The 26,581-nt window shown below is 64.1% G+C and carries 20 protein-coding genes; 13 read left to right on the top strand and 7 right to left on the bottom strand.

Features of this window, described 5'->3' with window-relative positions; genetic code table 11:
- Positions 1-27: 27 nt before the first annotated feature.
- Positions 28-3,525 (bottom strand): transglutaminase family protein, encoded by a 3,498-nt coding sequence (locus tag F3J20_RS03750; protein WP_167282006.1) that lies wholly within the window; start codon positions 3,523-3,525, stop codon positions 28-30.
- Between the two features lie 478 nt (positions 3,526-4,003).
- On the opposite strand from F3J20_RS03750, the gene F3J20_RS03745 reads away from it, so the two are divergent.
- Positions 4,004-5,185 carry a putative zinc-binding metallopeptidase gene (locus F3J20_RS03745; protein WP_167282004.1) on the top strand — a complete coding sequence of 394 codons (1,182 nt, stop codon included), beginning with the start codon at positions 4,004-4,006 and terminating at the stop codon, positions 5,183-5,185.
- Between the two features lie 119 nt (positions 5,186-5,304).
- Here the strand turns inward: F3J20_RS03745 and F3J20_RS03740 are convergent, their stop codons facing one another.
- From F3J20_RS03740 to F3J20_RS03730, 3 genes are all read right to left on the bottom strand, one after another.
- On the bottom strand, positions 5,305-6,591 hold the full coding sequence (locus F3J20_RS03740; RefSeq protein WP_167282002.1) for a DUF3443 domain-containing protein: 1,287 nt from the start codon (positions 6,589-6,591) through the stop codon (positions 5,305-5,307).
- Between the two features lie 11 nt (positions 6,592-6,602).
- The gene (locus F3J20_RS03735; RefSeq protein WP_205193044.1) at positions 6,603-7,052 is read right to left on the bottom strand and encodes a DUF2844 domain-containing protein; all 450 of its coding nucleotides are present in this window, start codon (positions 7,050-7,052) and stop codon (positions 6,603-6,605) included.
- 603 nt (positions 7,053-7,655) lie between these two features.
- Positions 7,656-8,081: a phasin family protein gene (locus F3J20_RS03730; protein ID WP_167044562.1), complete on the bottom strand. Its 426-nt coding sequence runs from the start codon at positions 8,079-8,081 to the stop codon at positions 7,656-7,658.
- Positions 8,082-8,402: 321 nt separating this feature from the next.
- Between F3J20_RS03730 and F3J20_RS03725 the strand changes: the two genes are divergently transcribed.
- The 8 genes from F3J20_RS03725 to F3J20_RS03690 all read left to right on the top strand — a co-directional run bounded on the left by F3J20_RS03725 (position 8,403) and on the right by F3J20_RS03690 (position 19,078).
- On the top strand, positions 8,403-8,858 hold the full coding sequence (locus F3J20_RS03725) for a hypothetical protein (protein WP_167282061.1): 456 nt from the start codon (positions 8,403-8,405) through the stop codon (positions 8,856-8,858).
- Between the two features lie 814 nt (positions 8,859-9,672).
- Positions 9,673-10,488, top strand: coding sequence for a DUF4410 domain-containing protein (locus F3J20_RS03720; protein WP_167282000.1), 816 nt, complete (start codon positions 9,673-9,675; stop codon positions 10,486-10,488).
- Between the two features lie 298 nt (positions 10,489-10,786).
- Positions 10,787-13,348, top strand: coding sequence for a type VI secretion system Vgr family protein (locus F3J20_RS03715; protein WP_167281998.1), 2,562 nt, complete (start codon positions 10,787-10,789; stop codon positions 13,346-13,348).
- A gap of 4 nt (positions 13,349-13,352) precedes the next feature.
- Entirely contained in the window at positions 13,353-14,354 is a 1,002-nt protein-coding gene (locus tag F3J20_RS03710; protein WP_167281995.1) for a DUF4123 domain-containing protein, read from the top strand.
- A 39-nt stretch (positions 14,355-14,393) separates the two neighbouring features.
- On the top strand, positions 14,394-17,315 hold the full coding sequence (locus F3J20_RS03705; protein ID WP_167281993.1) for a T6SS effector BTH_I2691 family protein: 2,922 nt from the start codon (positions 14,394-14,396) through the stop codon (positions 17,313-17,315).
- The gene (locus F3J20_RS03700; RefSeq protein WP_167281991.1) at positions 17,312-18,052 is read left to right on the top strand and encodes a putative type VI secretion system effector; all 741 of its coding nucleotides are present in this window, start codon (positions 17,312-17,314) and stop codon (positions 18,050-18,052) included. The genes F3J20_RS03705 and F3J20_RS03700 overlap by 4 nt, the downstream gene beginning before the upstream one ends.
- Before the next feature lie 14 nt (positions 18,053-18,066).
- Positions 18,067-18,795 (top strand): putative type VI secretion system effector, encoded by a 729-nt coding sequence (locus F3J20_RS03695; protein WP_167281989.1) that lies wholly within the window; start codon positions 18,067-18,069, stop codon positions 18,793-18,795.
- 31 nt (positions 18,796-18,826) lie between these two features.
- Complete coding sequence (locus F3J20_RS03690; protein ID WP_167281987.1) at positions 18,827-19,078, top strand: PAAR domain-containing protein; 252 nt, start codon at positions 18,827-18,829, stop codon at positions 19,076-19,078.
- A gap of 170 nt (positions 19,079-19,248) precedes the next feature.
- Here F3J20_RS03690 and F3J20_RS03685 read toward each other — a convergent pair whose 3' ends face one another.
- Positions 19,249-19,728, bottom strand: a complete 480-nt coding sequence (locus F3J20_RS03685; protein ID WP_167281985.1) for a universal stress protein — start codon at positions 19,726-19,728, stop codon at positions 19,249-19,251.
- Positions 19,729-19,972: 244 nt separating this feature from the next.
- Positions 19,973-20,290: a DUF1840 domain-containing protein gene (locus tag F3J20_RS03680; RefSeq protein ID WP_167044586.1), complete on the bottom strand. Its 318-nt coding sequence runs from the start codon at positions 20,288-20,290 to the stop codon at positions 19,973-19,975.
- Positions 20,291-20,597: 307 nt separating this feature from the next.
- On the opposite strand from F3J20_RS03680, the gene F3J20_RS03675 reads away from it, so the two are divergent.
- The 4 genes from F3J20_RS03675 (at position 20,598) to F3J20_RS03660 (ending at position 24,981) form a co-directional block, all read left to right on the top strand.
- Positions 20,598-21,764, top strand: coding sequence for an HPP family protein (locus tag F3J20_RS03675; protein WP_205299207.1), 1,167 nt, complete (start codon positions 20,598-20,600; stop codon positions 21,762-21,764).
- A gap of 97 nt (positions 21,765-21,861) precedes the next feature.
- The gene (locus F3J20_RS03670; protein ID WP_167044589.1) at positions 21,862-22,278 is read left to right on the top strand and encodes a helix-turn-helix domain-containing protein; all 417 of its coding nucleotides are present in this window, start codon (positions 21,862-21,864) and stop codon (positions 22,276-22,278) included.
- Positions 22,279-22,280: 2 nt separating this feature from the next.
- Positions 22,281-24,080: a chloride channel protein gene (locus F3J20_RS03665; protein WP_167281983.1), complete on the top strand. Its 1,800-nt coding sequence runs from the start codon at positions 22,281-22,283 to the stop codon at positions 24,078-24,080.
- Positions 24,081-24,357: 277 nt separating this feature from the next.
- Entirely contained in the window at positions 24,358-24,981 is a 624-nt protein-coding gene (locus F3J20_RS03660) for a LysE family translocator (protein ID WP_167044595.1), read from the top strand.
- Positions 24,982-25,085: 104 nt separating this feature from the next.
- Here F3J20_RS03660 and F3J20_RS03655 read toward each other — a convergent pair whose 3' ends face one another.
- Entirely contained in the window at positions 25,086-26,501 is a 1,416-nt protein-coding gene (locus F3J20_RS03655; RefSeq protein WP_167281973.1) for a PLP-dependent aminotransferase family protein, read from the bottom strand.
- Positions 26,502-26,581 lie beyond the last annotated feature (80 nt).

Raw genomic sequence — 26,581 nt, 5'->3', positions numbered from 1 at the left:
TCGTGTGAGGTCAGGAGTCCATCGTTGTCAACGGCGGCGCAGATCGAGCGTGAACGGAAACTCGAGACTGCGCCGCGGCGTGCCCACCGCGAGCGGCCCCGGCGTGTGACCCGACGCGAAGAAGCGCGCGCGCCGCCGGCTTTCCGCCTCGTAGGCGTTGACCGGGAAGGTCTGGTAGTTGCGCCCGCCCGGATGAGCGACATGATACTGGCATCCGCCGAGCGAGCGGCCGGTCCATGTATCGACGAGATCGAACGTGAGCGGCGCATGCACGCCGATCGTCGGATGCAGCGCCGACGCCTGCGACCACGCGCGAAAGCGCACGCCGGCCACGTACTCGCTGACGCGGCCGGTCGGCTGCAACGGCACCGGCACGCCGTTGACGGTCAGCACATGGCGGTTGCCGTTCAAGCCGAGCGCGCGCACTTCGAGCCGCTCCACCGACGAATCGACATAGCGCACCGTGCCGCCGGCGGCACCTTCCTCGCCCATCACGTGCCACGGTTCGAGCGCGTTGCGGATCGTCAGATCGACGCCACTCACGACCATCTCGCCGACCAGCGGGAAGCGGAATTCGAAATGCGGCGCGAACCACGCACTATGGAATGCGAAGCCGGCTTCGCCGAGATCGGCGAGCACGTCGTCGAAATCCATCCTGACGAAGGTGCCGAGCAGGAAGCGGTCATGCAGCTCGGTGCCCCAGCGCGTCAGGCGCTGCGTGTACGGCGTGCGCCAGAAACGCGCGACGAGCGCACGCAGCAGCAGTTGCTGCACGAGACTCATGCGCGCATGCGGCGGCATTTCGAAGCCGCGCAGTTCGAGCAGGCCGAGACGGCCGGTCGGGCCGTCGGGCGAATAGAGCTTGTCGATGCAGAATTCGGCGCGGTGCGTGTTGCCGGCCACGTCGATCAGGATGTTGCGCAGCGCGCGGTCGATCATCCACGGCGGCAGGCTTGCGCTATCGCGACCGCCGAGCAGATCGATCTGCCGCTGCAATTCGGCGAACGCGACTTCGAGTTCGTAGACCTGATCGTTGCGCGCCTCGTCGATACGCGGCGCCTGGCTCGTCGGTCCGATAAACATCCCCGAGAACAGATACGACAGCGAAGGATGGTTATGCCAGTACGCGACCAGGCTCGCGAGCAGATCGGGACGGCGCAGAAACGGACTGTCGGCCGGCGTCGCGCCGCCGAGCACGAAGTGATTGCCGCCGCCGGTGCCGGTGTGGCGGCCGTCGAGCATGAACTTCTCGCTGCTCAGATAGCAGTGCTCGGCCGACCGGTACAGGTACTCGGTGTGATCGACGAGTTGCTCCCAGCTCGCGGCCGGATGGATGTTGACTTCGATCACGCCGGGGTCGGGCGTCACCTGCAACACCTTCAGGCGCGCGTCGCGCGGCGGTTGATAGCCTTCGAGCACGACCTGCATCTTCAGTTCTTCGGCCGTCGCTTCGACTGCGGCGAGCAGGTCGAGATAATCGTCGAGATCGGTCAGCGGCGGCATGAATACATGCAGCAGCGTATGGCCGCTGCCGAACGAATCCGTTTCGGCCTTCGGGCCGGCCGCGCGTTTCGGGTCGCGCGCCTCGACGCAGAGCGCGGTGCGCAGCGTATCCGCCGACGATTGCCCGCGCGCCGGCGCCTGCACGTCTTGCTGTGCCTCGTCGGCGCGTGGCGCATAGGCCAGCACGGTGCCGCCCGGCACGCCGCTCAGCACATCCGCCGCGGATAGCGACAACGCCGCGGCCTGGCGTGCCTCGGCCGTTGCCTCGGCGGACCCCGCCTGCTCGCGCACGCCTTCGTATTGCAGGCGCAACTGCGCGGCCGTGCGCAACGGCTGCGGCGGCGCGAACGGATCGTGCGCGTGCTGATACGGATAGTCGGTCTCCGATACCCAAGGCAGCGAGTCGAGCGGCAAGCGGTAGCCCATCGGCGAATCGCCCGGAATCAGGTACATGCGCTCGTCGCGGAAGAACCAGCGGCCGCTGACCCACTTCGGCGTCGAGCCGGACAGGCCGCGTGCGCGGCCGAGCGGCAGCACGTAGCCGGTCGGGTGGCTGAGGCCCGCATCGAACACGCGCCGCAGACGCGCGCGTTCGAGTTCGTCGTCGAGGCGCGCATCGAACGGATCGACGTTGACGGGCAGGCGGCGCTCGCGCCATAGGTAGTACCAGGTATCCTCGTAGCCAGTCTCGATGCAGTTCTTGTCGACCGAGAGCTTGTCCGCCAGATGCGCGATGAAGCGCTGCGCGTCGCTGGCGGTATAGCGGCCCGGCTCGCGTTCGTCGGCGAAGAGCGCGGGGTTATGCCAGCACGGCTCGCCGTCGGCGCGCCAGTAGAGCGACATCGCCCAACGCGGCAACTGCTCGCCCGGATACCATTTGCCCTGGCCGAGATGCAGGAAGCCGCCCGCGCCGTAGCGCTCGCGCAGCCGGTCCATCAGCGCGACCGCGTAGCCGCGTTTGGTGGGCCCGAGCGCATCGGTGTTCCATTCGGCGGCGTCGCGGTCGCGCACCGACACGAAGGTCGGCTCGCCGCCCATCGTGAGGCGCACGTCCATTCCGGCGAGTTCGCGGTCGACCCGCGCGCCCATCGCCTGCACGTCGCTCCAGACTTCCTCGCTGTACGGCTTCGTCACGCGCGGCGTTTCGAGCACGCGTTCGATCGACATCGCGTGGCCGAACTCGACCTCGCATTCGTCGACCGCGCCCGAGATCGGCGCCGCGCTGCCCGGCTCCGGCGTGCACGCAACCGGAATATGCCCCTCGCCCGCGAGCAGCCCCGAGGTCGGATCGAGCCCGATCCAGCCCGCGCCGGGCAGATAGACTTCGCACCACGCATGCAGGTCGGTGAAGTCGACTTCGGTGCCGCTCGGGCCGTCGATCGCTTTGACGTCGGGCGCGAGTTGCAGCAGATAGCCCGACACGAAGCGCGCCGCGAAGCCGAGTTGCCGCAGCGTCTCGACGAGCAGCCAGCCCGAATCGCGGCACGAACCCGAAGCGTTCACGAGCGTTTGCTCGGGGGTCTGCACGCCGGGCTCCATCCGGATCAGATAGCGGATCTCGTGTTGCAGCCGCTGATTGAGCGCGACGAGAAAGTTCGCGGTGCCGGCCGGCGTGCGGTCGATGCTCGCGACGAATTCGGCGAAGCGCGGCGTCATCGGCCGCTGGATGCGATACGGCGCGAGTTCGGCGGCAAGCTCCGGCGCATAGTCGAACGGAAACTGCTCGGCCGACGGTTCGAGAAAGAAATCGAACGGGTTATAGACGGCCATTTCGGCGACCAGATCGACGGTCACCTTGAATTCGCGCGTCGGCTCGGGAAACACGAGCCGCGCCTGATAGTTGGCGAAGGCGTCCTGCTGCCAGTTGATGAAGTGCCGCTCCGGCTCGACCCGCATCGAATACGACAGGATCGGCGTACGGCAGTGCGGCGCGGGCCGCAGCCGCACGACCTGGGGCGACAGCGAGACGAGCCTGTCGTAGCGGTAATGAGTAACGTGATGCAACGCGACGCGAATGGACACTCCGGACTCCTCGACGAAGATGGGCAGCCCGCCAGAAAGCAAGCTCTATGCCGTTGAGCGACAACCGCTACCTGAACCGCCTGGTGCTTCATGAATTGCGTTGTGCTGACGTGTGCTGCTGTTGCATCTGCTGCCGTTGCATTCGCTGCTGCCTGAGCTCGCCGCCCGGTCTCGCTACCCAGTCTCGCTGCCCCGAGGCGACTTTCATCATGTTGCGCTGGACTTCGATCTAACCTCTATCCGGTTAACCGCGATCTCTCGCGAAACACTCCCGCCACGCACCGCGCGTTGCCGCGGTGCGCCATCGAACCGTGCACCAAAGCGGCGCGCCGCCGATGCACGATCATGTACGTACTGTGCGTTAAAGCAGTGAGTTCTGGCAATCGCGGCATGAAGATTGCGGCGGGCTTTCGCTCATGAACCGCTCATGAACGTGACTCATGCCTCTTCAGGCCGCCTTCACCACCGGGTCCGACCGATGAAAACCTTCCACTGCAATCGCTGCTCGCAACTCGTGTTCTATGAGAACGTCCGCTGCGAACGCTGCGAGTCCCTGCTCGGCTACCTTCCGGATCTCAAGGAAATCAGCGCGTTCGAGACCGCCGGCGAAGGCCGCTGGCGCAGCCTGCATCCGCGCGCGGACGGCACGCTGTTCCGCCAATGCCACAACTATGCGGTCGAAAATGTCTGCAACTGGATGATTCCCGACGCCTCGCCCGACACGCTGTGCCGTGCCTGTCATCTGACGCACACGATCCCGAACCTGGCCGAACCGGAGAACCGCCTCTACTGGTATCGGCTCGAAGTCGCGAAGCGGCGTCTGTTGTACACGCTTGCTGAACTCGGGCTCGACGTGACGTCGCGCGACGCGGACCCCGAGCACGGCCTCGCCTTCGAATTCCTCGCCGACGGCGACGACGGCGCGCGCGTGATGACGGGCCATGACAACGGGCTGATTACGCTGAACATCGCCGAAGCCGACGACGCCCATCGCGAGAAAGTACGCACCGCGATGGGCGAACCGTATCGCACGCTGCTCGGACACTTCCGCCACGAGACCGGGCATTACTACTTCAGCCAGTTGATCGAAAACGAGCCGAGCCGGCTCGAACCGTATCGCCAACTGTTCGGCGACGAACGCGCCGATTACGGCGAAGCGCTCGAAGCCTACTATCGCGACGGCGCACCGGCCGACTGGCAGGCCTCGTATATCAGCGCGTACGCGACGATGCATCCGTGGGAAGACTGGGCCGAGACGTGGGCGCACTATCTGCTGATCGTCGACGTGCTCGATACCGCGAGCACGTACGGCCTCGCGCTGCTGCCCGACGATCCGCGCGAACCGACGCTGACCGACCGCACGCCGGTCGAGGACGCGAGCTTCGACAATCTGCTCAAGCGCTGGTTTCCGCTCACGTATGCGCTGAACAGCCTGAACCGCAGCCTCGGTATCGCCGATGGCTACCCGTTCACGCTCGCCGCGCCGGTGGTGGAAAAGCTGCGCTTCGTGCATCACGTGATCGCGGCGGCGGGAGAAAAGAAGACGCGGGCCACCGATCCGCCGGCAACGCCTGCGAGCGAGGACGAAGCCGCCGTGAACGAAGCCGCCGCGGCGGGTCCCTCGCACGAACCGCATCGACTCGACGCCGACAACGCCTGAGTTCGCGCACGACGACGGCATAAAAAAACCCGCTGCCGGATCGACCAGCAGCGGGTTTTATTCATGCAGCGATGCGCGGCCTTCGCTCACAGGCTCGCGCATGCCCTCCGCGCCATCGCTCAATACGCGACATAAGGCCCGGTCCCGCCCGGCGTCCCCTGCTGCTCGATCGCCGCATACACGTTGCGGCCATAGAAGAACGGCAGCCCCCAGTCGAATACCGCCGAGGTCACGAACGCCGGTCCCGCGAGCAGCGGCAGCGCCGCATCGCCGTTATAGGTCTGCGCAACCGAGGTCGCATTGGCGACGCCGAACGTCACCGCGCTCGTCACGCCGTTCACGCCCTCGATCATCGCGCTCAACTGCTGCGTCGAACCCGGGCAGTAGTACGCGCTATTCGGGCTCGCGCAGGCCTGCATCGACGAGGTCTGGAAGAAGAGTCCGGTCGAGCCGCTGTCGAGAATGCTGTGCGAGTACGTCGTGCCGTTCTGCACCGTCGTGAAGGTGCCGTTCGACGGACTCACGCCGATCACCTGCGCATTGCCGAGCGCGTTGTTGCTCTGCGTGCCGATGCCGAACACGAGCTGCCCCGATACCGACGGCGCGCCGCCGTTCACGGTCGGCAGACTCAGGACCGAGCCGTTGTTGTCGGTCGTGAAGTACGGCACCGGATTGGCGACCTGATAGTTCTCGGCAAGCGGAATCGAGGTGCAGCCCGAAGCGCCGCAACCGTAGTACGTCGCGGGAATCGCCTGCTGCACGCAGTTGCCGCCGCAATCGTGCTTGAACACGCCGATGCCGAGAATGCCGTTGGCCTGCAACGCCGCCGGTGTATTGCGCGACGCGCCGACGGCCGCGCAATCGGCGGGCAGCGAGGCGTAGTTCGGGTCGATCACCTGGACCGGCAGCGACGCCGCCGTTTCGCCGGCGATCCGCAGATCGGCGAGCTTCACGGCGCCCCACGTATAGCCATCGAAGAACTGCATGCATTCGGCGACGAGGTTGCCCGCGCCGTCCTTCTGTTGCGGCAGGTTCATCGACGCGGGCAATTGCGAGGCGAATACGCGCACGCCCCACGAGCCCGTATCGACGAGCACGTGATCGATCGTCTGACAGTCGCTCGTGCCGGGCGCGCAGATCGTGATGCTGACGAACGGCATGTTCGGCACGTTGCTCACGCCCGAGTCGACCGTCACGCGTACGGCATTCGCAGCAAGCACCTGGGGCGCCGGCGAGGTGTTGGTCACGGTCGGGCTGCTCGACGAAGCCGTCGAGTTGCCCGAATTGGCCGAGTTGGCTGTGCTGCTCGCGCCGCCGGAGCCACCGCCCCCGCCCCCGCATGCGCTCACGATCAGTGCGGCGAGTGCCGCGCCCAGCAGGGTCATCCACGAAGACCTGTATCGCATGATTCGCTCCGTTATTGAATGACGCCGACATCGACACCCGCGGGCAGCGCCTGCGGCAGATACGCGTAACCGGTGAACGCACGCAGATGGCCGCTCGAAAACACCACGAGGTCGCTGTTCGACACGGCGAGCGGCGTGCCGCGCCGGTTCGCGACGGCGGCCACGTACACGTCGAAGGAGGCGCCGAGCATCGCCTTGAGATCGGGCAAGGTCGGGCCGTCCCACGCGACGCCGAACACGATGCCGTTTTGCGCGACGTACTCGCGCACCTGCGTGCCGGACGGCAACGTCAGTCGATGCACCGAGTACGCGCCCTGCGTGGTGGCCGCGTGCGCGACGGCGTGCAGGTGCGACTGATCGCCATCGACGGTGCTGACGTTCTGGCCGAGTGTCGCGTGCGCGGCGAACGGCAATGCGCAGCTCGCCCCGAGCATTGCGCAGGCAATGCGGGTAAGAAACATCGGTTTCAAGAGATTTCCTTCGAGATGAAACGCCCGTGACTGCATGAAGCCGCCACAAACGCGAAACCAGGGGCGCACACCTGACCGGCGGAACCGGCTTGCCTTCACGCCGATCGGTTGCGTGAATGCGTCTACGGAAGGATGGGGCGAAACTTTAGCGAGGCGGACGGCACGCGGCAATCGTTTGCGCCGCGATTCAAACCGCGACGCGCGATCAGTACGTTCGACTTCGTTTGACTGACGATAGCGAAACCTTTTACGAACAGTACTTTGCCGTCTTTTTCTGTTTTATATGACGTTTAAAGCAAACGGCCACGGAAAATCCGGGAAGGGCTGCATAAAAAATAGAGACCGCTCGAAGCTTGCCCGGATCATGTAAGCGTTCTCTTAATAAACTGGGTCCGACGCGTGTATTCCTCTGACTACGGGCGCTTTCTACGGCTTGCTGTCGGACTTTTTTTCGGGCCTTTTATCAGACCTTATATCGGCCAAAATATCAGGCCAAAAAAATGCCGCGGATGGCACGATCGCCATCCGCGGCATGGGTGTTCGAAGCGTGCTTTGAAGCGCACGTCGAAGCGCGCAACGCCGCTTGCTTCGCGGTTATTTCTTTTGCTGCTGCAAAAGCGACTTCAGCTCCTGCACGTTTTCTTCCACGCGTTTTGCGATGACCGCATACGACTCCGCGTGCGTCTGATACGCGGCCTGCGCGAGTTGCTGCATATCGGCGAGCGATTTGTGCAGGCTCTGCTGGACCAGCTCCGCGGTTTTCGCCGACGGCGACGCGCCCGCTGTCGACAGTTGCGCCGTCAGCGCTTGCAGTTCGTTCAGCGTTGCGCGCAGCATGTCGGCCTGTTTCTGCGCGAGCGACTGCATGCCCTGGAAAGCCGTCTGATTCGCCTGAACCAGTGCTTCCATGTCCTTGCGCCGTGCTTCCATGATGGCGGGTACGTCGAAGCCGGGGAGCTTGAACTGCTCGAGCATTTTCGTGAGATCGCCAAACGGATTGGCGGCTTCGGGTCGGTCCATGCGAAATCCTCCTTGCGGTTGAACGGACGCCGCCGGTGCGCGGCCACCTCGCATAAGCATGGCATCGGGACCTGGCGACGGCGTGTGCCGCACGAGCCACCACGGCAAGCTGGGTTTGGGGGGTGCACGGCACATCGCGCTCAATCATGCTCTATCCGGCCGCATTGCGCCAGCGGACTCACCCTGACGCGCCGCCCCCGATGCAAGGCCCGGTAAGTTACCGCAGCGCTTTCAGTAACCCGACGAATCATCGAGTCGACTATCGTTGCGGCTGGACCGGCCCATCGTGGCGCCGGCACCGTTCTCGACGGGAGCGACATGATGAAAAAAGCCCTATTCTGCGCGGCGCTCGCCGCGGTTTCCGGCCTGATCGCAACGGCCGCCTGCGCCGACGATCCGCCGCCCCCACCGCCCGGCGCGATGCATGGCGACGGGCCGCCGCCGTTTCGCGGCCATGGTCAGATGAGGGGTCCGGGCGGCGCCAACTTCGCGGTGATCCACGATCTCGAACAGTTGCGCCGTCTCTATGCGCTGAGCGGTCATGAAAGCGAAATCGTCGCGGTGTACCGCGACGTGCTGGGCAAGACGCAGGACCCGATGCTGCGGCACTACGTCTACGACTCGCTGGCTCGCGAACAATTGAAGCCCGCGAATCCCGAACAGGCAATCGCCACGCTGCGCACGAGTCTCGCGGAAGACCTCGCCGTGGCAAACAAGGTATCGCATGGTATGCCGGATGGCATGCCGTCGGGGCAGTCTTCCGGTCAGTCGCATTGAGTCGCCGCACTGCACCGACGCACTGAGCCGATGCGTCGAGTGGAGGTGCCGGGTTTGCGCGGCCGTTCGTGGCTGCATGTTTGGATGGAATAAAGCGTCGCGTGGTATGCGGCGCTTACTCGCTTCATGCTCGGCGCAAGACTGGCCATTACGATCGGCCGTCCTCGCATGGAAGCGCTCCCTCCGCCGCATCGCGCAGCCCTTCGGCACGCTACGTTGGCTGTCCCACATTGGCGCTTCACTGGCGCTTTTCATCTTCCCCCAGGTGACTAGGATAGGAGCACCGAAACGTCCGGGCAGGGTGAAGAATGCGCTATCCGTTGAACCTGGCCATTGCCGCTGCCCTGCTCGTGTTCGTCCTGTGCTGCATCATCAAGCTGGCCTTGAATTGATCGTGGCGCATCCGTGCGGACGCTCATTGCGTTGCGCATGCCGACGACTTCGACGCGTACGCCGTATTGATCCGTGCCGGTTCGCATGGACCGCTGCGCCTACGGCTCACGCTGCTCGCGCGTAGGCGCTTTCATCTCACGCCCGTTCTTTTTTACGTCGCGGGCTGCTGCGACCGTGCCCTCGACACACCTTCACTCGCGCGCATTTCGCCGCGACATCGCGCGAAATAATTGTCGAATGGCGTCCGGCGCACCACGCGCCCATACTTCGTTCGCTGCCGGTGCGTACGAATCAACGACGCATGCGATCGAAGTGCTCCACGTGCGAATCCCTTCGCCGATGATCGACGATCCCACGGTTGCCCGATCATCGGCGCATGGCTTCGAACCGACCGGCACCCGGTGCCGACGACAGGATCATCATGTTGAACCCAATGAACTTCATCAAACAGAATGCGGCCCGTTTCACCTGCATGACACTCGTCTGTGGCAGCGCGCTATTGAGCGGTTGCGCCGGCGCGCAGATCACGAACGCGAGCGCGATGAATCCGCCCGTTGCCGCGCAGCGCGATGCGCAAACCGGCACATCAGCCGGCGTACCGGCGATGGCGCACCCGGACACGATTTACGTCTCGACGTTCGACGCCGATCCGCGCCAGGTCAAACTCGATAGCGGCATGCTGCAGAAGCTGAAGACGCAGTTGTCGGGTTCATCGGCGCAACAGCAGCAGGTCGCCGATGCAGCCCAGGTCCGCGAGCAGACCGCCGATGAAATCGTGCGCCAGTTGCAGGCGATGGGTCTGCACGCGGCACGCTCGGACGGCCCCGTGCCCGCCGATCAGAACGTGCTGCTCGTGCAAGGCAGCTTCGACACCATCGACTCCGGCAATCGCCGCCGTCGCACGCTGATCGGCCTCGGCGCGGGCAAGAGCGAAGTGACGGGCTCGGTGCGGATCATCTACCAGCCGGCGGGCGGCGCGGCGCGTCTCGTGCAGAGCTTCACCGCCGATGCGGACAGCGGCAGGATGCCGGGCATCGCCGAAACCACCGGGGTGGGCGCGGCCGCCGGCAGCATCGCGACCACGGCCGCGGCGGGCGCGGGCCTGCACGGCATAAGCGAAACGAAACGCGCCGGCGTATCGGACGATGCGAAGCGCCTCGCCGGCGCGGTCGCGAAACAGATCGCGCAGATCGGCGTCGCTAACGGCTGGATATCGGCGGAGCAGGTGAAGGGCTGAGGGCTTAAAGACGAAAGTCGGTGCCGTTCGTGCGGGACCGGGATAACGGAACGGTTAAATCCCCTCGCGATTCGCACGGTTCCGATTGAAGCGACGGAATATCAGAATTATTCAAGCTTACAGCCGCGTTATTTCTACCGATTTCTAATTACCCATCTTTTGATCGGCATTTTTTTCTCATTTCTCGCCTTTCTCCCCTTGATTTTCAAAGCATTAATTGCAAGGCATTGATTTCGTCACACAAATTTTTTATAAAATGCTCGCGCGATGCAAACATGACTTTGAAAGGCAGGGTGGAATGGGAACGCAAGATTTGGCCAGCACGATTTCGAGCGATCTGACACAAAGCGACCGCTTGCTCAAACTCGATACTCCGTTGGGCTCGAATATCCTGGTGCCGCAGCGTGTCGTTGGGCGCTCGCGTCTCGGGCGCCACTTCGAATTCACGGTGGACGTCGTTTCGACGACCGGCAGCATCGAGCTCAAGTCGCTGATCGCGCAGCCCGTGACGCTCTGGGTCCAGCAGGCCGACAAATCGTATCAGCCGCACAACGGCTACGTGCATACCGCACGCCGGCTCGGCTCGAACAGCGGGCTGACCAGCTATCAGCTCGGTTTCGCCTCGTGGATGCACTTCCTGAAATTCCGTCGCGATCAACGCATCTGGCAGGACCGGAGCGCCGACGACATCGTCGCCGACGTATTCAACGCCCATCCGCAATCGCAGGGCCTGTTCCAGTTCGCGCTGTCCAGTCCGCTTCCCGCGCGCTCCTACTGCCGCCAGGACGAAAGCGACTGGAACTTCGTGCACCGGCTGCTCGAAACCGAGGGGCTCTTCGGCTTCTGGCGCCAGGCGCAGGACGGGCGCTCGCACACGCTCGTCATCACCGACCGGCTCGCCACGCTCGATGCGCTCTCGCCCGAAACAGTGTCGTTCTATCGCGGCGGCACCGGCAGCGAAACCGACGCGCTCGTGCAATGGTCGGGCACACGCACCCTGCAAAGCACGGTACTCACCACGCGCACGTTCGACTACAAAACGCCGTCGTCAATCCACAACCCGAAGGGTACGGCCGTGCCGACCATGCCCGATCAGGGCGCCCTCCCGGATCAGGCGGAAGTCTACGAATACACGGGCGCCTACACCTATAACAAGCAGGATCGCGGCGATCAGCTTTCGCGCATCCGTATGGAAGAATGGGAGTCGCGCGCCAAGCGTTTCGTGGGCGTGGGCGGCGTGCGCGCGATGGATGCGGGCAAGCGCTTCGTGCTCGACGGCCACCCCGATCACGACGCCGATCCCGCCAGCCGGAAAGAATTCGCGGCAATCGAAACGAACTGGGTGATCGCCAACAATCTTCCGTCCGGTAGCCAGGGATCGGCTTTTCCGCACAGCCTCCAGGAAACCGTGGACGCGGCGCGCGCGCGTCACGCGAGCGACGCCGCGTTCACGGTCGCGCACGACGACGGTTCGGTGGGCTTCTATCTCGTGGAGATCGAGGCACAGCGCACGAGCGTGCCGTACCGCAGCCCGTTCGAGCACCGCAAACCCGAGATGCACCTGGAAACGGCGATCGTCGTCGGTCCGCAAGGCGAAGAGGTCTATACGGACGAGCTGAACCGTATCAAGGTGCAGTTCATCTGGGACCGCCTGAACGGCGGCGACGAACGCGCCTCCTGCTGGGTGCGCGTGGCGCAAGCGGATACGGGCGGCGGCTACGGCGCCGTGCATATGCCGCGCGTGGGCGAAGAGGTTCTGATCGATCACATCGGCGGCGACTGCGACCGGCCCGTGGCAACGTCGCGGCTCTATAACGGCGCCGCGAAACCGCAGTGGCATTCGAACGGACTGCTCTCGGGCTATCGCTCCAGGGAATATGGCGGCGGCAGCGGCTACAACCAGCTCGTAATGGACGACTCGACGGCGCAGAACCGCGTCCATCTATATTCGAGCAGCTATCAGTCCCACCTGCATCTGGGCTATCTCGTCGATCAGTCGGCCAATACGCGCGGCGCGTTTCTCGGCAGCGGCTTCGACCTCAAATCGGAAGCCTACGGCGCGGTCCGCGCGAGCCAGGGCCTGTTCGTCACGACGCATCCGGCTTCCGTCACGCAACCGCTCAACGTCACGGCCGCAGCCGAGCAACTCGCCAGCGCGGAAAGCGTGGTCGAACTGGCTTCGCAGGCGAGCGCCGCGAACCAGGCCGAAAGTCTCGACGAGGGGCACGACGCGCTGAAGAAGTTCACCGACGCGACGCAATACAGCGTGCCGGGCGGCGCGGGTTCGAGCGGACGCACGGGCGGCGGCGGCACCGGCAACGCGAACGGTTTCTCCACGCCGATCATGCTGCTCGCGAGCCCGTCCGGCGTGGGCGTTTCCACCCAGGATTCGGCGCAGCTGACCGCGAACCAGCAAGTCAACATCGTCAGCGGCAAGAACACGCACGTGGCCGCCGGCAAATCGCTGATCGCGAGCGTGACCGAGAAGATCAGCCTGTTCGTGCAGAACGCCGGCATGAAGCTGTTCGCCGCCAAGGGCAAGGTCGAGATTCAGGCGCAGAGCGACGCGCTGGCGCTCACGGCGCTCAACGACGTAACGGTGACGAGCACCAGCGGCAAGCTCGTGCTGTCCGCCGACAAGGAAATCTGGATCGGCGCGGGTGGCTCGTATATCCGCATCACGGCCGACATGATCGAAAACGGCACCTCCGGCCAGATCCTCGAAAAATGCGCGTCGTGGGACAAGCCCGGCCCGGCTTCGATGCGGTTGCCCGCGCAGGTGACGAGCGTGACGAAGGGCTGTTCGTGGAAATCCGCCGCGGCGTCGGCGGACAGTGCCTCGAGCGTGGTGCTGGAGTAAGACGATGGACTATCGACACCATCACGACGAAGCCGCGAACCGCGCATCCGAAGCGTCCGGGACGACCGAAGCCGCGCGGGTCGACGCGTCGACCGCGACGATCAGACAATGGTTCGGCCGCCATGCGAATCAGCGCTGCTTTCTCTCCGTCGACCCGAGCCAGCGCGACCTGAACGCCGACTTTCCCGAACACGACAACCCGTTCGCGGATCTGCCGCGCGCCGACGTCGTCATCGATCACGAGGCGTTCGCCGAAGCGCATCGCCCCTATCTGCTCGAACTGGATCTTGCGACCGACACGGGCTTGGCCGCGCTCGCGCACAGCGTGCAGGCCGCGTTCGACGACCGCCTCCCGGCCTCGATGGCGTCGGGCCTGGGACAACGGATCGGCGGCTGGCTCGCAAGCCCGGCTTCGCTCGAGGACGTCGCCGCGCACTGGTCGCGTCTCGCGCTGCAACGCGACGCGGCGGGACGCGCCTGCGTGCTGCGCTTCTACGACACGCGCGCGCTCGACCTGCTGTGGACGGCGCTCTCCCCGGCACAACAGCAGGCATTGCTCGGCCCGGTAAAGGCATGGCACGCGCTCGACGCATGCGCGCGGCTCGTGGTTCGCCAAAGCGCGCAGACGTCGCCGGCCCGCTTCGCGCTGCTGCCGCAGCAATGGGACGCCATCCATCGGCACGGTCTCGTCAATCGCGCGCTGGCGCTGCACGCGTATGCGAGCGAGCGTCAGCCGCAAGCGCACGAAGTCGAGGCGGCGCTCGCCGCCGCCGCGCGCGCCGAACGCTACGGGCTGCTCGACCGCGACGACCAGATCGCGTTCATCGGGCACGCGATTGCTTGGCATCCGCAATTCGATCTGCATCCCAAAGTGTTGCAGTTGCTCGGCCGCCGGGCCGACGACGATTTCTACTCGGCCGCAATCAGCCGGCTCTCCGCGGACGAGATCGCCGAAATCCGCCAGGGTGCCTGGTACGACCGTCTCACGGCGTCGGCTTCCCGCTAATCCATTCGCCTCCGCACGCAATCGAAACGACGACACAGCATGACGACGAATAACCAGAAATGCGCGAACTGTGAGAAGTCCGGGCTGCCGATCTTGCCGGTTCGCTATACCGCACTGCCGAAATACGTGAAGGCCGGCTTGCCCGCGGGCATCGGCGGCGCACGCGTGACGGACGTCGCGCTCGAAGCGCACCACTACGGCGTGCGTACGCTGCGCGAAGGCTGGGTCTATCTCTTCTATGAAGCTGGCCCGCGCGGCAGCCGCTACTGGGAAGCGTACAAGGTCACTTCCGACGGACGCCTCTGGAAACAGACGCTGCCCTTATCGCTGGTGCCCGTGACCGATCCCGCCTGCGCGCAATGTGCGATCGCGGTGCCGATGGACCTCATCGCCATCGAGCACCCCGAGAAATGCACGGGCCGCGTGTTCATCGCGTTCTCCCAGCATACGTGGCATCAGCAGATTTTCGACCTGTACGCGTCCGACGACACGCTGCGCGAAGCGCGCATGCAGTACATCGAGCCGTCGAAGTGGATCGGCGGTAGCGCGGACGCGCACCAGCATGCGGTCGCCGCGACCGCGCAGACGATCGACGCCGTGATCGAATACATGCCCGGCTTCGATCCGAAGTCGATGGCGCTTCCCGACGACAAGCAGGCCTTCAGCGATGCAACCGGCGCCTACAAGGACGACCTGCTGCAGCACGAAGTGACGCGCTATGCGCCGTTCATCCGCCAGGCGTCGCCGGCTTCCGCCAGCCAGGCACTCGTGAAGCTGATGCAGCAGATCGGCGCGAAAAACGAGGATGGCGGCAGCGCCGATGCGCATCATCCGCCGATGTTGCTTGCGTTGTGGGACAGCATCGGCACGGTGCACGAGCTGAACGGTTTCCGCTGCGATCCCGCGTCATGGCTCGATCGCTATGCGACCGGAGAGCGCCAGCTCCAGGTCGGCGCGCTCAAGGATATCGACACCGCGCACGCGATCGTCCAGTCGCGTACCGAACAGGCGCTGAACAACCAGGAAGCGCTGGCAAAGCAGGCGCATTCGATGACGCCGCTCGGCCAGCCGGGCGCGCAAGGCGCGCTCGCCGCGCAACGCGCCAAGGCGCTGGCGGGCGCCGACCCGACGCGCGCGTCGCAGATCAACGCGTATTACGACGACATGGACTGGATGGCCGCCAACAACATTCCCGGCAGCTACCAGACCCGGCTCGTGCAGATGGGCCGCTCCACGGCGGCGGGCAGCCCGGGCTCCAGCGTGCCCTATACGGGCACGTATCGCGACCAGATCATGAACGAGGCGCATGCGTACGCGCAGGCGCAGCCCGGTGCTCACGACCGCAATCTCAAGAGCATGACGACATACAACTGGTCCGATTACGAGGCGCGGCTCAAGCGGACGGATATCGAGAATTTCCGCAAGAAGTACAACGCACTGCAGGCGAAGGTGCACGACATCCAGGAAGCGCGTACCGCCGACGTCGGCAAATGGCTGCAGTCGAAGCTGTTCCTCGACACGCTGGAAGACTACGCTTCAACCGATCTGCGCGACGCAGTGGCCTTCGAGATCGTGATCACCGATGCGCTCGCGGGCATCGGCTCGACGCCCAAGGGCAAGACCGTGCTCGATACGCTGGTCACGCACTGGGACCCCGTGCAGCCGGCGAGTCTCATCTGGCGGGTGTTCGCGATGAACCAGAAGGACGCGCGCCAGGAAATGGCTCAGTTGCTGAAAACGGCGCTCGCCAAAAAGGATACGCCGCTCGAAGCGCCGCCCGGGCAGCCCGCCGCGGGACAGAGCGCGGGAGTGAACGCCGTGATTTCGGCGGCCGGGTCGCTCAAGACGCTCAACGGCTACTACAAGAATCTCGGCAAACTGGCGCTCGAAACGGACCCGAAAAAGATCACGCCGCTAGGCGGGCTGCTCAAACGTCTCGAAGTGGACGTGTTCGGGTTGACCGTGGGCGATGCGGTTTTTTCGAAATTCCGCATCAACCAGATGGGCGACTTCGTCGGCGAAAAGATCATTCAGTCATTGCTGCTGCAACGTGCCGGCATCTCCTATTCCGACGCGATGGCGCTCGTGCGCAAGCAGGCCGAGGTGGAAAAGATCAGCCGTGCCGAAACGATCGAGCGCCTGTTGAAGACGCGCTCGCTGCTGCGCTCGGCGGCGCCCGCGAATACGCCGAAAGCAACCCAGGCGCTGTATGACGTGTGGAACGGCATGAAGTCCACCGACGAGGGCATCAAGGCGCTGAGGTCGAGCCGGATTGCCGTGGTGGCGGCGTTGCTGGAGGCGGTCAACTTCTACAAGATCATGTCGGGGACGCACGACAAGGATACGACGCTCAAGCTCGTGCAGTCGGGTGCGTCGATGCTGTCGTCGGTCATCACGATTACGATGACGCCGTTTTATGGGGCGCTGAAGAACGCCATCAAGTCGCAGAGCTGGAAGCTGGTGGGTGGGGGGTTGAGTAGTTTTGGGACGTTTATTTCGGCGTGGATGAGCTTTGAGCAAACCGGCGATAGCCTCAAAAAGGAACAGTACGACATTGCGGTCCTCAATTTTGGGCAGGCGCTGCTAGGTAGCGCAATGGGTGTAGCAACAGTGATCGACACCATAAGCACCGCAGCTCCCCTGCTCAAAAGGCTCGCAATCCAGTATGGAACTGACGCGGTGATAGAGGCGGTGGAAACCGTCACCGCGCGCATGGTAGCTTGGGCTGCATTGAGATCGGTAGGTATGCTGATAGGCTGGGAAGCGACGGTGGGACTGATCGTGCTGCAGACGCTCGCCAGCTGGCTGACGCCCGATGCGCTCGAATCCTGGTGTTCCCGGTGCGCATTCGGCACTGGACAGGAAACGATACTTCGCGTCGCGGACCATAGCGTCACGCGCTACACGGACCCTTCTCAGCAAGAGAAGGACTATGTCGACGCCATGACCAAACTCTCATGAAAAAAGACAACTCGACAAAACCCGCTGTACTGTTGAAAGGTGTGATTTCCAATCTCGAACGCTCGAAGCGAAACCACGACTTCGTGCTGAGCGAAGTTCAGCACCAACAGGTCGGCGCGACGGCGGTTGCCGCCTCGGCCCTAGGCTTGAGCGCTGCGGGCATCGGCCTGATCGGCATGGCGGGAAATTCCGCCGAAGAAGCCGATTGGGTCGAGTTCGAACTCGACGGCAAGCGTATCAAGGGCTGGCTCTGGATGATGCCGATGCGCAATGGCGATCAGGTCGAGGTCGCCGCCGAGCAGGTCGGGAGCGGGCAGTACATTGCATACGCGGTCAAACGGGACGGCGACAATCTGCTTGCCGTCTACCCACACGCTACGGCAGGCAGAAAAGTGCATTATCGAAAGTCCCTCAAGATATGGCTCTGGAGCGCAGCGTTGCTTTATGCGGCAGGGATGATCGTCATGCTGATCCAGCAAGGCGCGAGTTTTTTCCTGCGCGCGGATATGGTCAAGTTCTTTATTCTGCCCGGGATCGTTTTCTGGCTGCTGATATCGGGCCTCATGGCATTCCGCATTTCGCGCAAATTCATGGGCTTCGTGAGAATCGCGGAGACGATCTTCAAGACCTTCGGCTGGCCCGATGCCGAGAATATCGACTTACGGAAAACGTCTCGAGAATCTCGCCGTGAAAACAAGCTGCCTAACTTCGGCAACCTGTATTTCCGCTATAAATAACGGTCGCAGCCTACGTGAATCCAACAAAACCCGCTGTACTGCTGAAAGGCGTGATCTCCAATCTCGAGCGCTCGAAGCGAAACCGCGACTTCGTGCTGGACGAAGTTCAGCACCAACAGGTCGGCGCGACGGCCGTTGCCGCCTCGGCCATGGGCTTGGGCGCTACAGGCATCGGCCTGATCGGCATGGCGGGAAACTCCGATGAAGAAGCCGATTGGGTCGAGTTCGAACTCGACGGCAAGCAGATCAAGGGCTGGCTCTGGATGATGCCGATGCGCAACGGCGACCGTGTCGAGGTCGTTGCCGAGCAAATTGGAAGCCAACGGTACATTGCGTACGCGGTCAAACGGGACGGCGACGACCTGCTTGCCGTCTACCCTCACGCCACGGCAGGCCGGAAAGTGCACCACAAGAAATCCCTCAAGATCTGGCTATGGTGTTCCGTGCTGATGTTTCTCACGTTGCCAATACTCCTGATGCTCCGGGAAGGCCACAAGTTTTTTTCCAACGAAGACATGCCCTTCATGCTGCTTATGGTATTTGCGTTCTGGATGCTGATCTCGGGTCTGATGGCATTCCGCATTTCACGCAAATTCATGGGCTTCGTCAGAATCGCAGAAACGATCTTCGCTACCTTCGGCTGGCCCGACGTCGAAAACATCGATTTGCGGAAAACATCACGCGAATCTCGCCGTGAAAACAAACTGCCCAACTTCGGCAACCTGTACTTCCGCTACAAATAAACCTCTATCGCACTCGAAAGTCAGACAAAAAATGATCGATCTCATTCGTGTCGGCGACGACGCCGACCACGGAGGCAAGGTCATCACGGGTTCGTCGACCCTGTGTTTCGACGGTCGTTACGTCGCGCGCAAGGGCGACGAGGTTTCGTGTCCGCGCCACCCGGACGTGCAGCCGAACACGATAGTGGAAGGCGACGAAACAATGACCGACAACGGCGTTCCGATTGCCCGGCATGGACATCGGGCCAGTTGTGGCTGTCGTTTGATTTCGAGCCTGCTGTAGCGGCAAAAGTCGGCACGAGTCGAATTTCGTGCCACCGTCTGCCAGGCCCAAGAGCACGCGCCGCACACACGAACGAGAGCACAACGCAGCCCCCGACGCAACGATCGGATCATTCCCCGCAATGCGGCAAAACATATGGCGGAAAAGCGCGAACTTCGTGCCACCCATATCTACGCGCCCGACGCCCCGGCCACCGCCTCGGACGCTTCGGCTTGCGCGCCCATCGTCACGAGCACGCTGCACGTAACCCGGTCGAGCAGCAGACCGTCGTTGCGGCTGCCGCCCCACCAGCGCGCGAGTCCGTGGCTACGACGGTGTCCCACCACCACGAGATCGACGTTCAGATCTTTCGCAAAGAAGGGAATCTGTTCGAGCGGTTCGCCGATCGCGAGATGTCCCGTCGCGTGAATGCCACGTGCGGCGAGTTTCTTCAATCCCTCGTCGAGCAGGCTCCGCGCCGATTCGTTGATGAAGTCGACCGGCACCGCGGAGGTGATATCCGCGCCCTGCATCCAGGCCGAGTTATTGAGCACGGAAAGCAGATGAACCTGGGCGTTCAGTTCCTGCGCCAGCGCGGCACCGTCTTTCAGCGCGTGCTGCCCTTCGCGGGTTCCGTCGTAACAGAGAAGAATGCGGTTAAAGCATGCCATAGCGTTTCCCCTGCACTGCTTTCGCGGCATATGATTAATTCATTATATGTCAGTTTGTGATACATACGGCACGGCGAGCGGCACGACGCAGACCATCGCGAGAACGATCGTGAAACGCCGCCGCGACAACAGCCGCAACAGCCGCAACAGCCGCAACAACCGCAACAACCGCCGCTTCATCATCAGGCCTTCGCCAGGCCCGCGTAAAACGGAATGACCCATCAGGAAGCCGAATAAAATGCGTTCACAGTCCCCAGATAATGTCTGCCTCGCTCTTGCGCGCCTCACGCATCATGTCGAGAAACGGCCATGCGCGTTGCGAGAGCCGGTTGCGCGAGTCGCGCTGATTGCCGGCCGAGCAGTGCAACGCTTCGAGCGTCGCTTCGGCGGTCGCATCGTCGGAAATCGCGGCTTCGAGCCGGTCGATCGCGTGGGGCAGTTCGTCGTGCATGATGACGCCGCGCTCGCCGAGCCGCTTGCCGATCAAACCAAGCAGATATTGCGCGAGGTCCCTGAGCATCACGACATCCGGTGACGCCGTCGATTGAAATGTAATCATCATGATGGCTCCTTTCCCGATAGACGCGCTGTACCGGCCAGCGGCCCGCACCCGCCCTGTCGCCATCATTTTATATCACAACATGATGCAAATGCGCGAGGTGCCGTGCGCGGGCATGCACGGTCCGTATCGTCGTTGCGACACTGCACCGCTGTCTCAGCGCCACGCCACAGTTTTGCCGCACTGCGACAAGCCGGCGCCGCGTTTTATATCATATTGAAATATAATCATGACCACACTGTATTCGCGTTGCCAGGGTTTCCCCGGTAATGTCGGGCCCGGCATTCTCGACTACTTTCTGATCCTTATCTTGTCCCGCTCCCCCGTCCTTAGCTGGCTGTCCAGTTTCTTCCCCGCACCGGTCACCGTGAAATGGCACGAGCGTGCGCGATCGTGTCTCGGCGCATTGCTCGGCATCGCCTTCACAGGCGGACTCATGTATCTGCTGCTCGGGCCTGCCGCGAGCATCCCGCTGCTCGTCGCGCCGATGGGCGCCTCGGCGGTCCTGCTGTTCGCGGTGCCCGCGAGTCCGCTCGCACAGCCGTGGTCGATCATCGGCGGCAATCTCGTCTCCGCAACGATCGGCGTGACCTGCGCGAACCTGATCGGAGACCCGACGCTCGCGGCCGCGCTGGCCGTCTCGCTGTCGATCTGCGGCATGTTCGCGCTGCGCTGCGTACACCCGCCGTCGGGCGCGGTCGCGTTGACGGCCGTGCTCGGCGGCCCCGTCATTCATGTACTCGGCTACCGTTTCGTGCTCGAACCGATCGCGATCCAGTCAGCCGCGCTGCTGCTCGCGGCACTCGTCTATCACGCCGCCACCGGTCACCGCTATCCGCATGCGGGCCGCCAGGATCGCGCGACGGCCAGCCAGGCCGCCGACGAAGCCTCGCGCGTCGGCTTCGCGCGCGCGGACGTCGAAGCGGTTCTCGCGCGCCGCGGCGAAATGCTCGACATCGATCCCGACGATCTCTATTCGCTGCTGCGCGAAACGCAGCTTCAGGCGTTCTCGCGCAGCTTCGACGAACTGCGCTGCGAAGACGTCATGTCGCGCCACGTCGTATCGGTCTCCGCGGAAACTCGCGCGGCCACCGCCTGGGATCTGTTCAAACGCAACAAGGTGAAAGCGCTGCCGGTCGTCGATGCGGAACAGAAACTGGTCGGCATCGTCACGCGCGCCGATTTCGTCGACCATCAAAGCTCCGGCGCACTAGCGCCGATCCTCGACTACTTCGACGGCTGGCTGCGCGGCGACGCGTCTCGCACGCCCAACGTCGGCAGCGTGATGACCACCGAGGTCTGCACCGTCGACGCAAGCGCGCCGATCACCGAACTCGTGCCGATGTTCGCGAACTTCGGCCATCACCACGTACCGGTGCTCGATGCGAGCGGGCGCGTGGCCGGCATGATTACGCAAGTCGACCTGATCTCCGGCCTTTACCGGCAAACCATCGCCAAAGCACGCCACGCAGCCTAGACATACGCGCAACCGGGGTCGCGAATCAAGGCCTTCATTCGACCAAATACATCACCATGTGATATATTTGAGGTTTTCTCCTCTCGGCTGATCGCCCATGAAAGTACGAACTCGCAAGCTGAACAAAAGCGACTTCGAGCAACTGTCGGAGTTTCGCTATCAGATGCGGCGCTTCGAGCGGTTCTCCGAACAGGCCGCGCAAAGCGAAGGCATCACGCCCTTGCAATACCTGCTGCTGCTGCATATCAAGGGCTATCCGGAGCGCGACTGGGCCACCGTCGGCGAACTCGCGGAGCGCCTGCAGGCGCAGCATCACGGCGTGGTCGCGCTGGTGTCGCGCTGCGAGGCGCTGAATCTCGTGCGCCGTCAGGTCAGCGAAACCGATCGGCGCCAGGTTGAAGTACACATCGAAAAAGCCGGCGAGCGGGTACTCGAGCGACTCGCGGAATTGCATCGCGCCGAATTGAAATCGCTCGAAGGCTCTTTCCAGATTCCACAGATCGACTTCGACTAACTATGAGCATGGATTCCCATAAGCGCGACTTTTCGACCAACGCGCGGTTGCCCGGCATTTTTGCGCTGGCGGCCGCGATCGGCATGGTCAGCACGCTCGCCGCTTTCGTATTGCTGAACCTGATTCATCTGTTCACCAATCTGTTCTTCTTCGGCACGCTGTCGTTCGCCGACCGTTCGCCGGCCACCAATACGCTCGGCCTCTGGGTCATCGGCGTGCCGGTGATCGGCGGGCTGATCGTCGGGATGATGGCGCGCTTCGGCTCCGAAAAAATCCGCGGCCACGGCATTCCCGAGGCGATCGAAGCGATCCTGTTCGGCAAGAGCAAGATGTCGCCGAAAGTCGCGATACTCAAGCCGCTGTCGTCGGGCATCGTGATCGGCAGCGGCGGACCGTTCGGCGCGGAAGGCCCGATCATCATGACGGGCGGTGCGCTCGGCTCGCTGATCGCGCAGTGCATCAAGGTCACGTCGGCGGAGCGCAAGACGCTGCTGGTCGCCGGCGCCGCCGCCGGCATGACCGCGGTATTCGGCACGCCGGTGGCGGCCGTGCTGCTGGCGGTCGAACTGCTGCTGTTCGAATGGCGGCCGCGCAGTTTCCTGCCGGTCGCGGTGGCCTGCGCGGTCGCCGGTTTCGCGCGCGCGATCTTCTTCGGCACGGGTCCGCTGTTTCCGCTTCAGACGGCCACGCCCGATGGCTGGTCGCTGATTTCGTGCCTCGTCGCGGGCGTGCTGTCGGGCGCGCTGGCCTCGGGACTGTCCGCCGCGCTCTACAAGGTGGAAGACCTGTTCGGCAAGCTGCCGATCCACTGGATGTGGTGGCCGGCGCTCGGCGGCATCGTGGTCGGGATCGGCGGGTGGCTCGAACCGCGCGCGCTCGGCGTCGGCTACGACGTGATCGGCGATCTGCTGCATCAGCATATCGCGGTGCAGGTCGCGCTTCTGCTGCTCGCCGTGAAGGCGGTGATGTGGGTCGTCGCGCTCGGCTCGGGCACCTCGGGCGGCGTGCTCGCGCCGCTCCTGATGCTCGGCGCCGGACTCGGCACGGTGCTCTCGCACTGGCTGCCCGGCAGCGAGCCGGCCTTGTGGCCGCTCGTCTGCATGGCCGCGACGCTCGGCGCCACGCTCGGCGCGCCGCTCACGGCCATCGTGTTCGCGTTCGGCCTCACGCACGACAGCAACGCGTTGCTGCCGCTTCTGACCGCCACGCTGGTCGCGCACGGCTTTTCGACCATGGTGATGCGCCGCTCGATCATGACCGAGAAAATCGCGCGCCGCGGTTATCACATCTTTCGCGAGTACGGCGTCGATCCGCTCGAACGCCACTATGTCGACGAGGTGATGACGGCCTCGGTCGAATCGGCCGAGGCGAGCGCGACGGTCGGCGCCACGCTGCAAACGCTGTTCGGCGCGAACCAGGTGCGCCGCGCCTATCCGGTGGTGCGCGACGGCGCGGTGATCGGCGTGGCCGACCGCATGCTGCTCGAACGCTTCTGCGCCGACGACGCGGAGCGCAAACGCGCGCTGCCGCTCGCCGAGGTATTCGCGCAGCACAACACCGCCTTTGCCTTGCCATCCGAAACATGCCGGCTCGTCGCAACGCGCCTCGCCGTGCTCGGTCTCGAACGCCTTCCGGTGGTCGCCGACCGCAAGAGCATGCGGCTGATCGGCATCGTCTCGCGCAGCGATCTGGTCAAGCCGTCGCTCGCGCACTTCGAAGAGGAACACAAGCGGGAACGCTTCAGACGCATCGGGCCGGCGCCCACCAAGCGGCGTTTCGCGCCGGTTCGCAAAACCGGCTGAAAAAAGCCGGGATTGGCGATAGCAGAAAGGCCGAGGCCAGTGATGGCCTCGGCCTTTCCATTTGCAGGTCCCTGACGCGTTGTGCGGCAAGAAATGGCACCACCGCCCGCACTGCTGTCCGCCGTCCCCTGCTCCGTGAGAGGCATGGATCACGCTTCCTATGAGGCCCCGATCCGTACCGGACATCACCCCCAAAACCGTATAGGTACTGTACCGGCCCACCCCGATAGAATGAGCTTCATCGGTCATTCACCTTTCCGCCGCCACGGAGCCATTCATGTCTTACGTCAGTCTCAGCGCGCTGCCCGCCGGCATTCTGTTCGCGCTCGTCACGTCGATCACGCCCGGTCCGAACAACACCATGCTGCTGGCCTCGGGCGTCAATTTCGGCTTTCGCCGCACGCTGCCGCACCTGTCCGGCATCAGCGCCGGCATGGTGCTGTTGATGCTGTCGGTCGGCATCGGTCTCGGCGAGGCGTTCGTGCATTTCCCCGTGCTGTACACGGTGCTCGAAGCTGTCAGCGTCGTGTATCTGCTGTATCTGGCGTGGAAAATCGGCACCTCGGGCGAACTGAAGCTCAAGAAGGGCGAGCGCCGGCCCATGCGCTTTCACGAAGCGATCGCGTTCCAGTGGGTCAATCCGAAGGCGTGGATGATGGTGCTGACCGCGGCCACGACGATCCACCTCAGCGAGAGCTTCGGCATGAATGTCGTCGCGATGGCGGTGGTGTTCTACGTGATCGGCTTTCCGTGCATCTGCCTATGGGCGGGTTTCGGCACGGCCATGCGACAGGTACTGTCGAATCCGAAGCGGCTGCGCATCTTCAACGTGGCGATGGCGCTGCTGCTGGTGGCCTCGCTGTATCCGATCGCGCTGAAGCTGTTCGGCCACGGCGGCTGAGCACGGCCGGCCTTCGCGGCCTAACACCGCACAACACAGCGCCGCGGTGCCGCACGTTACGGCTTTCGTAGCACGCCTCGCACTGCCACATCCGCCCGCCGCGCTCAGAACGCGCCCTGCCCGACCCGCTCGATGAAGCGCCACAATGCATCGTCGGTCGAGTACGGCGCGTTGAAGCGGAACCAGGTGCTCGGCGCGTCGTCGGGACGGAAGTAGGAACCGGGCGCGAGCCAGATGCCATGCGCGAGCGCGGCCGTCGCGACCGCGCCCGCGCGCTCGGGCTCGATCGGCAGGCGCGCCATCATGAAAAGCCCCGCGCGCGGCCGGTGAAAAATCTCGAGCCCGAGCGCATCGAGCCGTTCTTCGAGCGCGGCCTGCGCGAGCTTGAGCCGTTCGTTGACGGTCTCGACATGGCGCGCATAGCGCCCCTCGACCAGCACCTTGTCGACAATCCGCTCGATCGTTTCGGACGACGTCAGCCCCACCGCCATCTTCGTGCGCGCGAGTTCGCGCAGCACCGCCGTCTCGGCCACCACATAGCCGCAGCGCAGCGCGGGCGTCACCGTCTTCGAAAAGCCGCTCACGTACACCACGCGCTGCAGCCCTTCCATCGCGGCAAAAAGCGGCGCGCCCGACGGCGCGAGTTCGCGGCTCACGTCGTCCTCGATCACCCACATGCGCTCGCGCTCGGCGATCTGCAGCACACGGAACGCGGCCGACATGCCGAAGGTCGCACCGGTCGGATTCTGCAGCGTCGTATTGACGAAGATCGCCTTCGGCTTGTGCCGCGCGACCAGCGTGTCGAGCACGTCGGTATCGATGCCGGCCGGCGTGCGCGGCACGCCATGCACGACGAGGCCGGCGAGCTTGAGGATCTGCAGCAGATTGCAATAGCCGGGATCTTCGACGATCACCGTATCGCCCGCGCGCAGCAGCGTGCGCACGATCAGATCGAGCCCCTGCGTCGCGCCCTGGGTGAGCAGCACGTTCGTCACGTCGACGGGCAGGCCGCGCCGGTCCAGTTGTTCGGCGACGCGCTCGCGCAACGGCGCGAAACCGTACGGATGACCGTAGTCGCCGAGGCGCACGGCCGGCACCCGGCTTATCGCCCGCAACGCATGCTGCAAACCGCTTTCGTTGATCCACTCGGCCGGCAGCCAGCCGCAGCCGGCCTTGATCGGCACCGAATGGTCGGCGAACACGTCGGACAGCAGCCAGGTCGCGGTCAGGCTCGGCGGCTGCCAGTCGTCGGCGGCCGCGCGCGTGGCCGGTCCGCGCGCCGCCACGCGATAGCCGGAGCCGCGCCGCGCGACCACGAGCCCCATCGAGACGAGCCGGCCGTAGGCCTCGGTCACCGTGAAGGTGCTCAGTGCATGGCTGTGCGCGAGCTGCCGCACCGACGGCAGCAGCGCGCCCGCGCGCAGCGATTGCGCCTCGATCGCCTGCGCGAAGCCTTGCACGACCTGCTCGACGAGCGTCGGCGCGGCGCGCCGGTCGCGCTGAAGTTCCAGTTCGATCATGATGCGGGCGATGAATCCAGGCAAAAAAAACGGGCCGGGCCGGCCGGGGTGAATGGACGCTGTGGATGCGGTGCCTGAGC

The sequence above is a fragment of the Paraburkholderia sp. Cy-641 genome (genome assembly GCF_011752945.1).
In the GTDB taxonomy this organism is placed as follows: Bacteria; Pseudomonadota; Gammaproteobacteria; order Burkholderiales; family Burkholderiaceae; genus Paraburkholderia.
The sequence above is the reverse complement of the archived record's forward strand: the minus strand, read 5'-3'. Positions and strand labels throughout refer to the sequence as shown.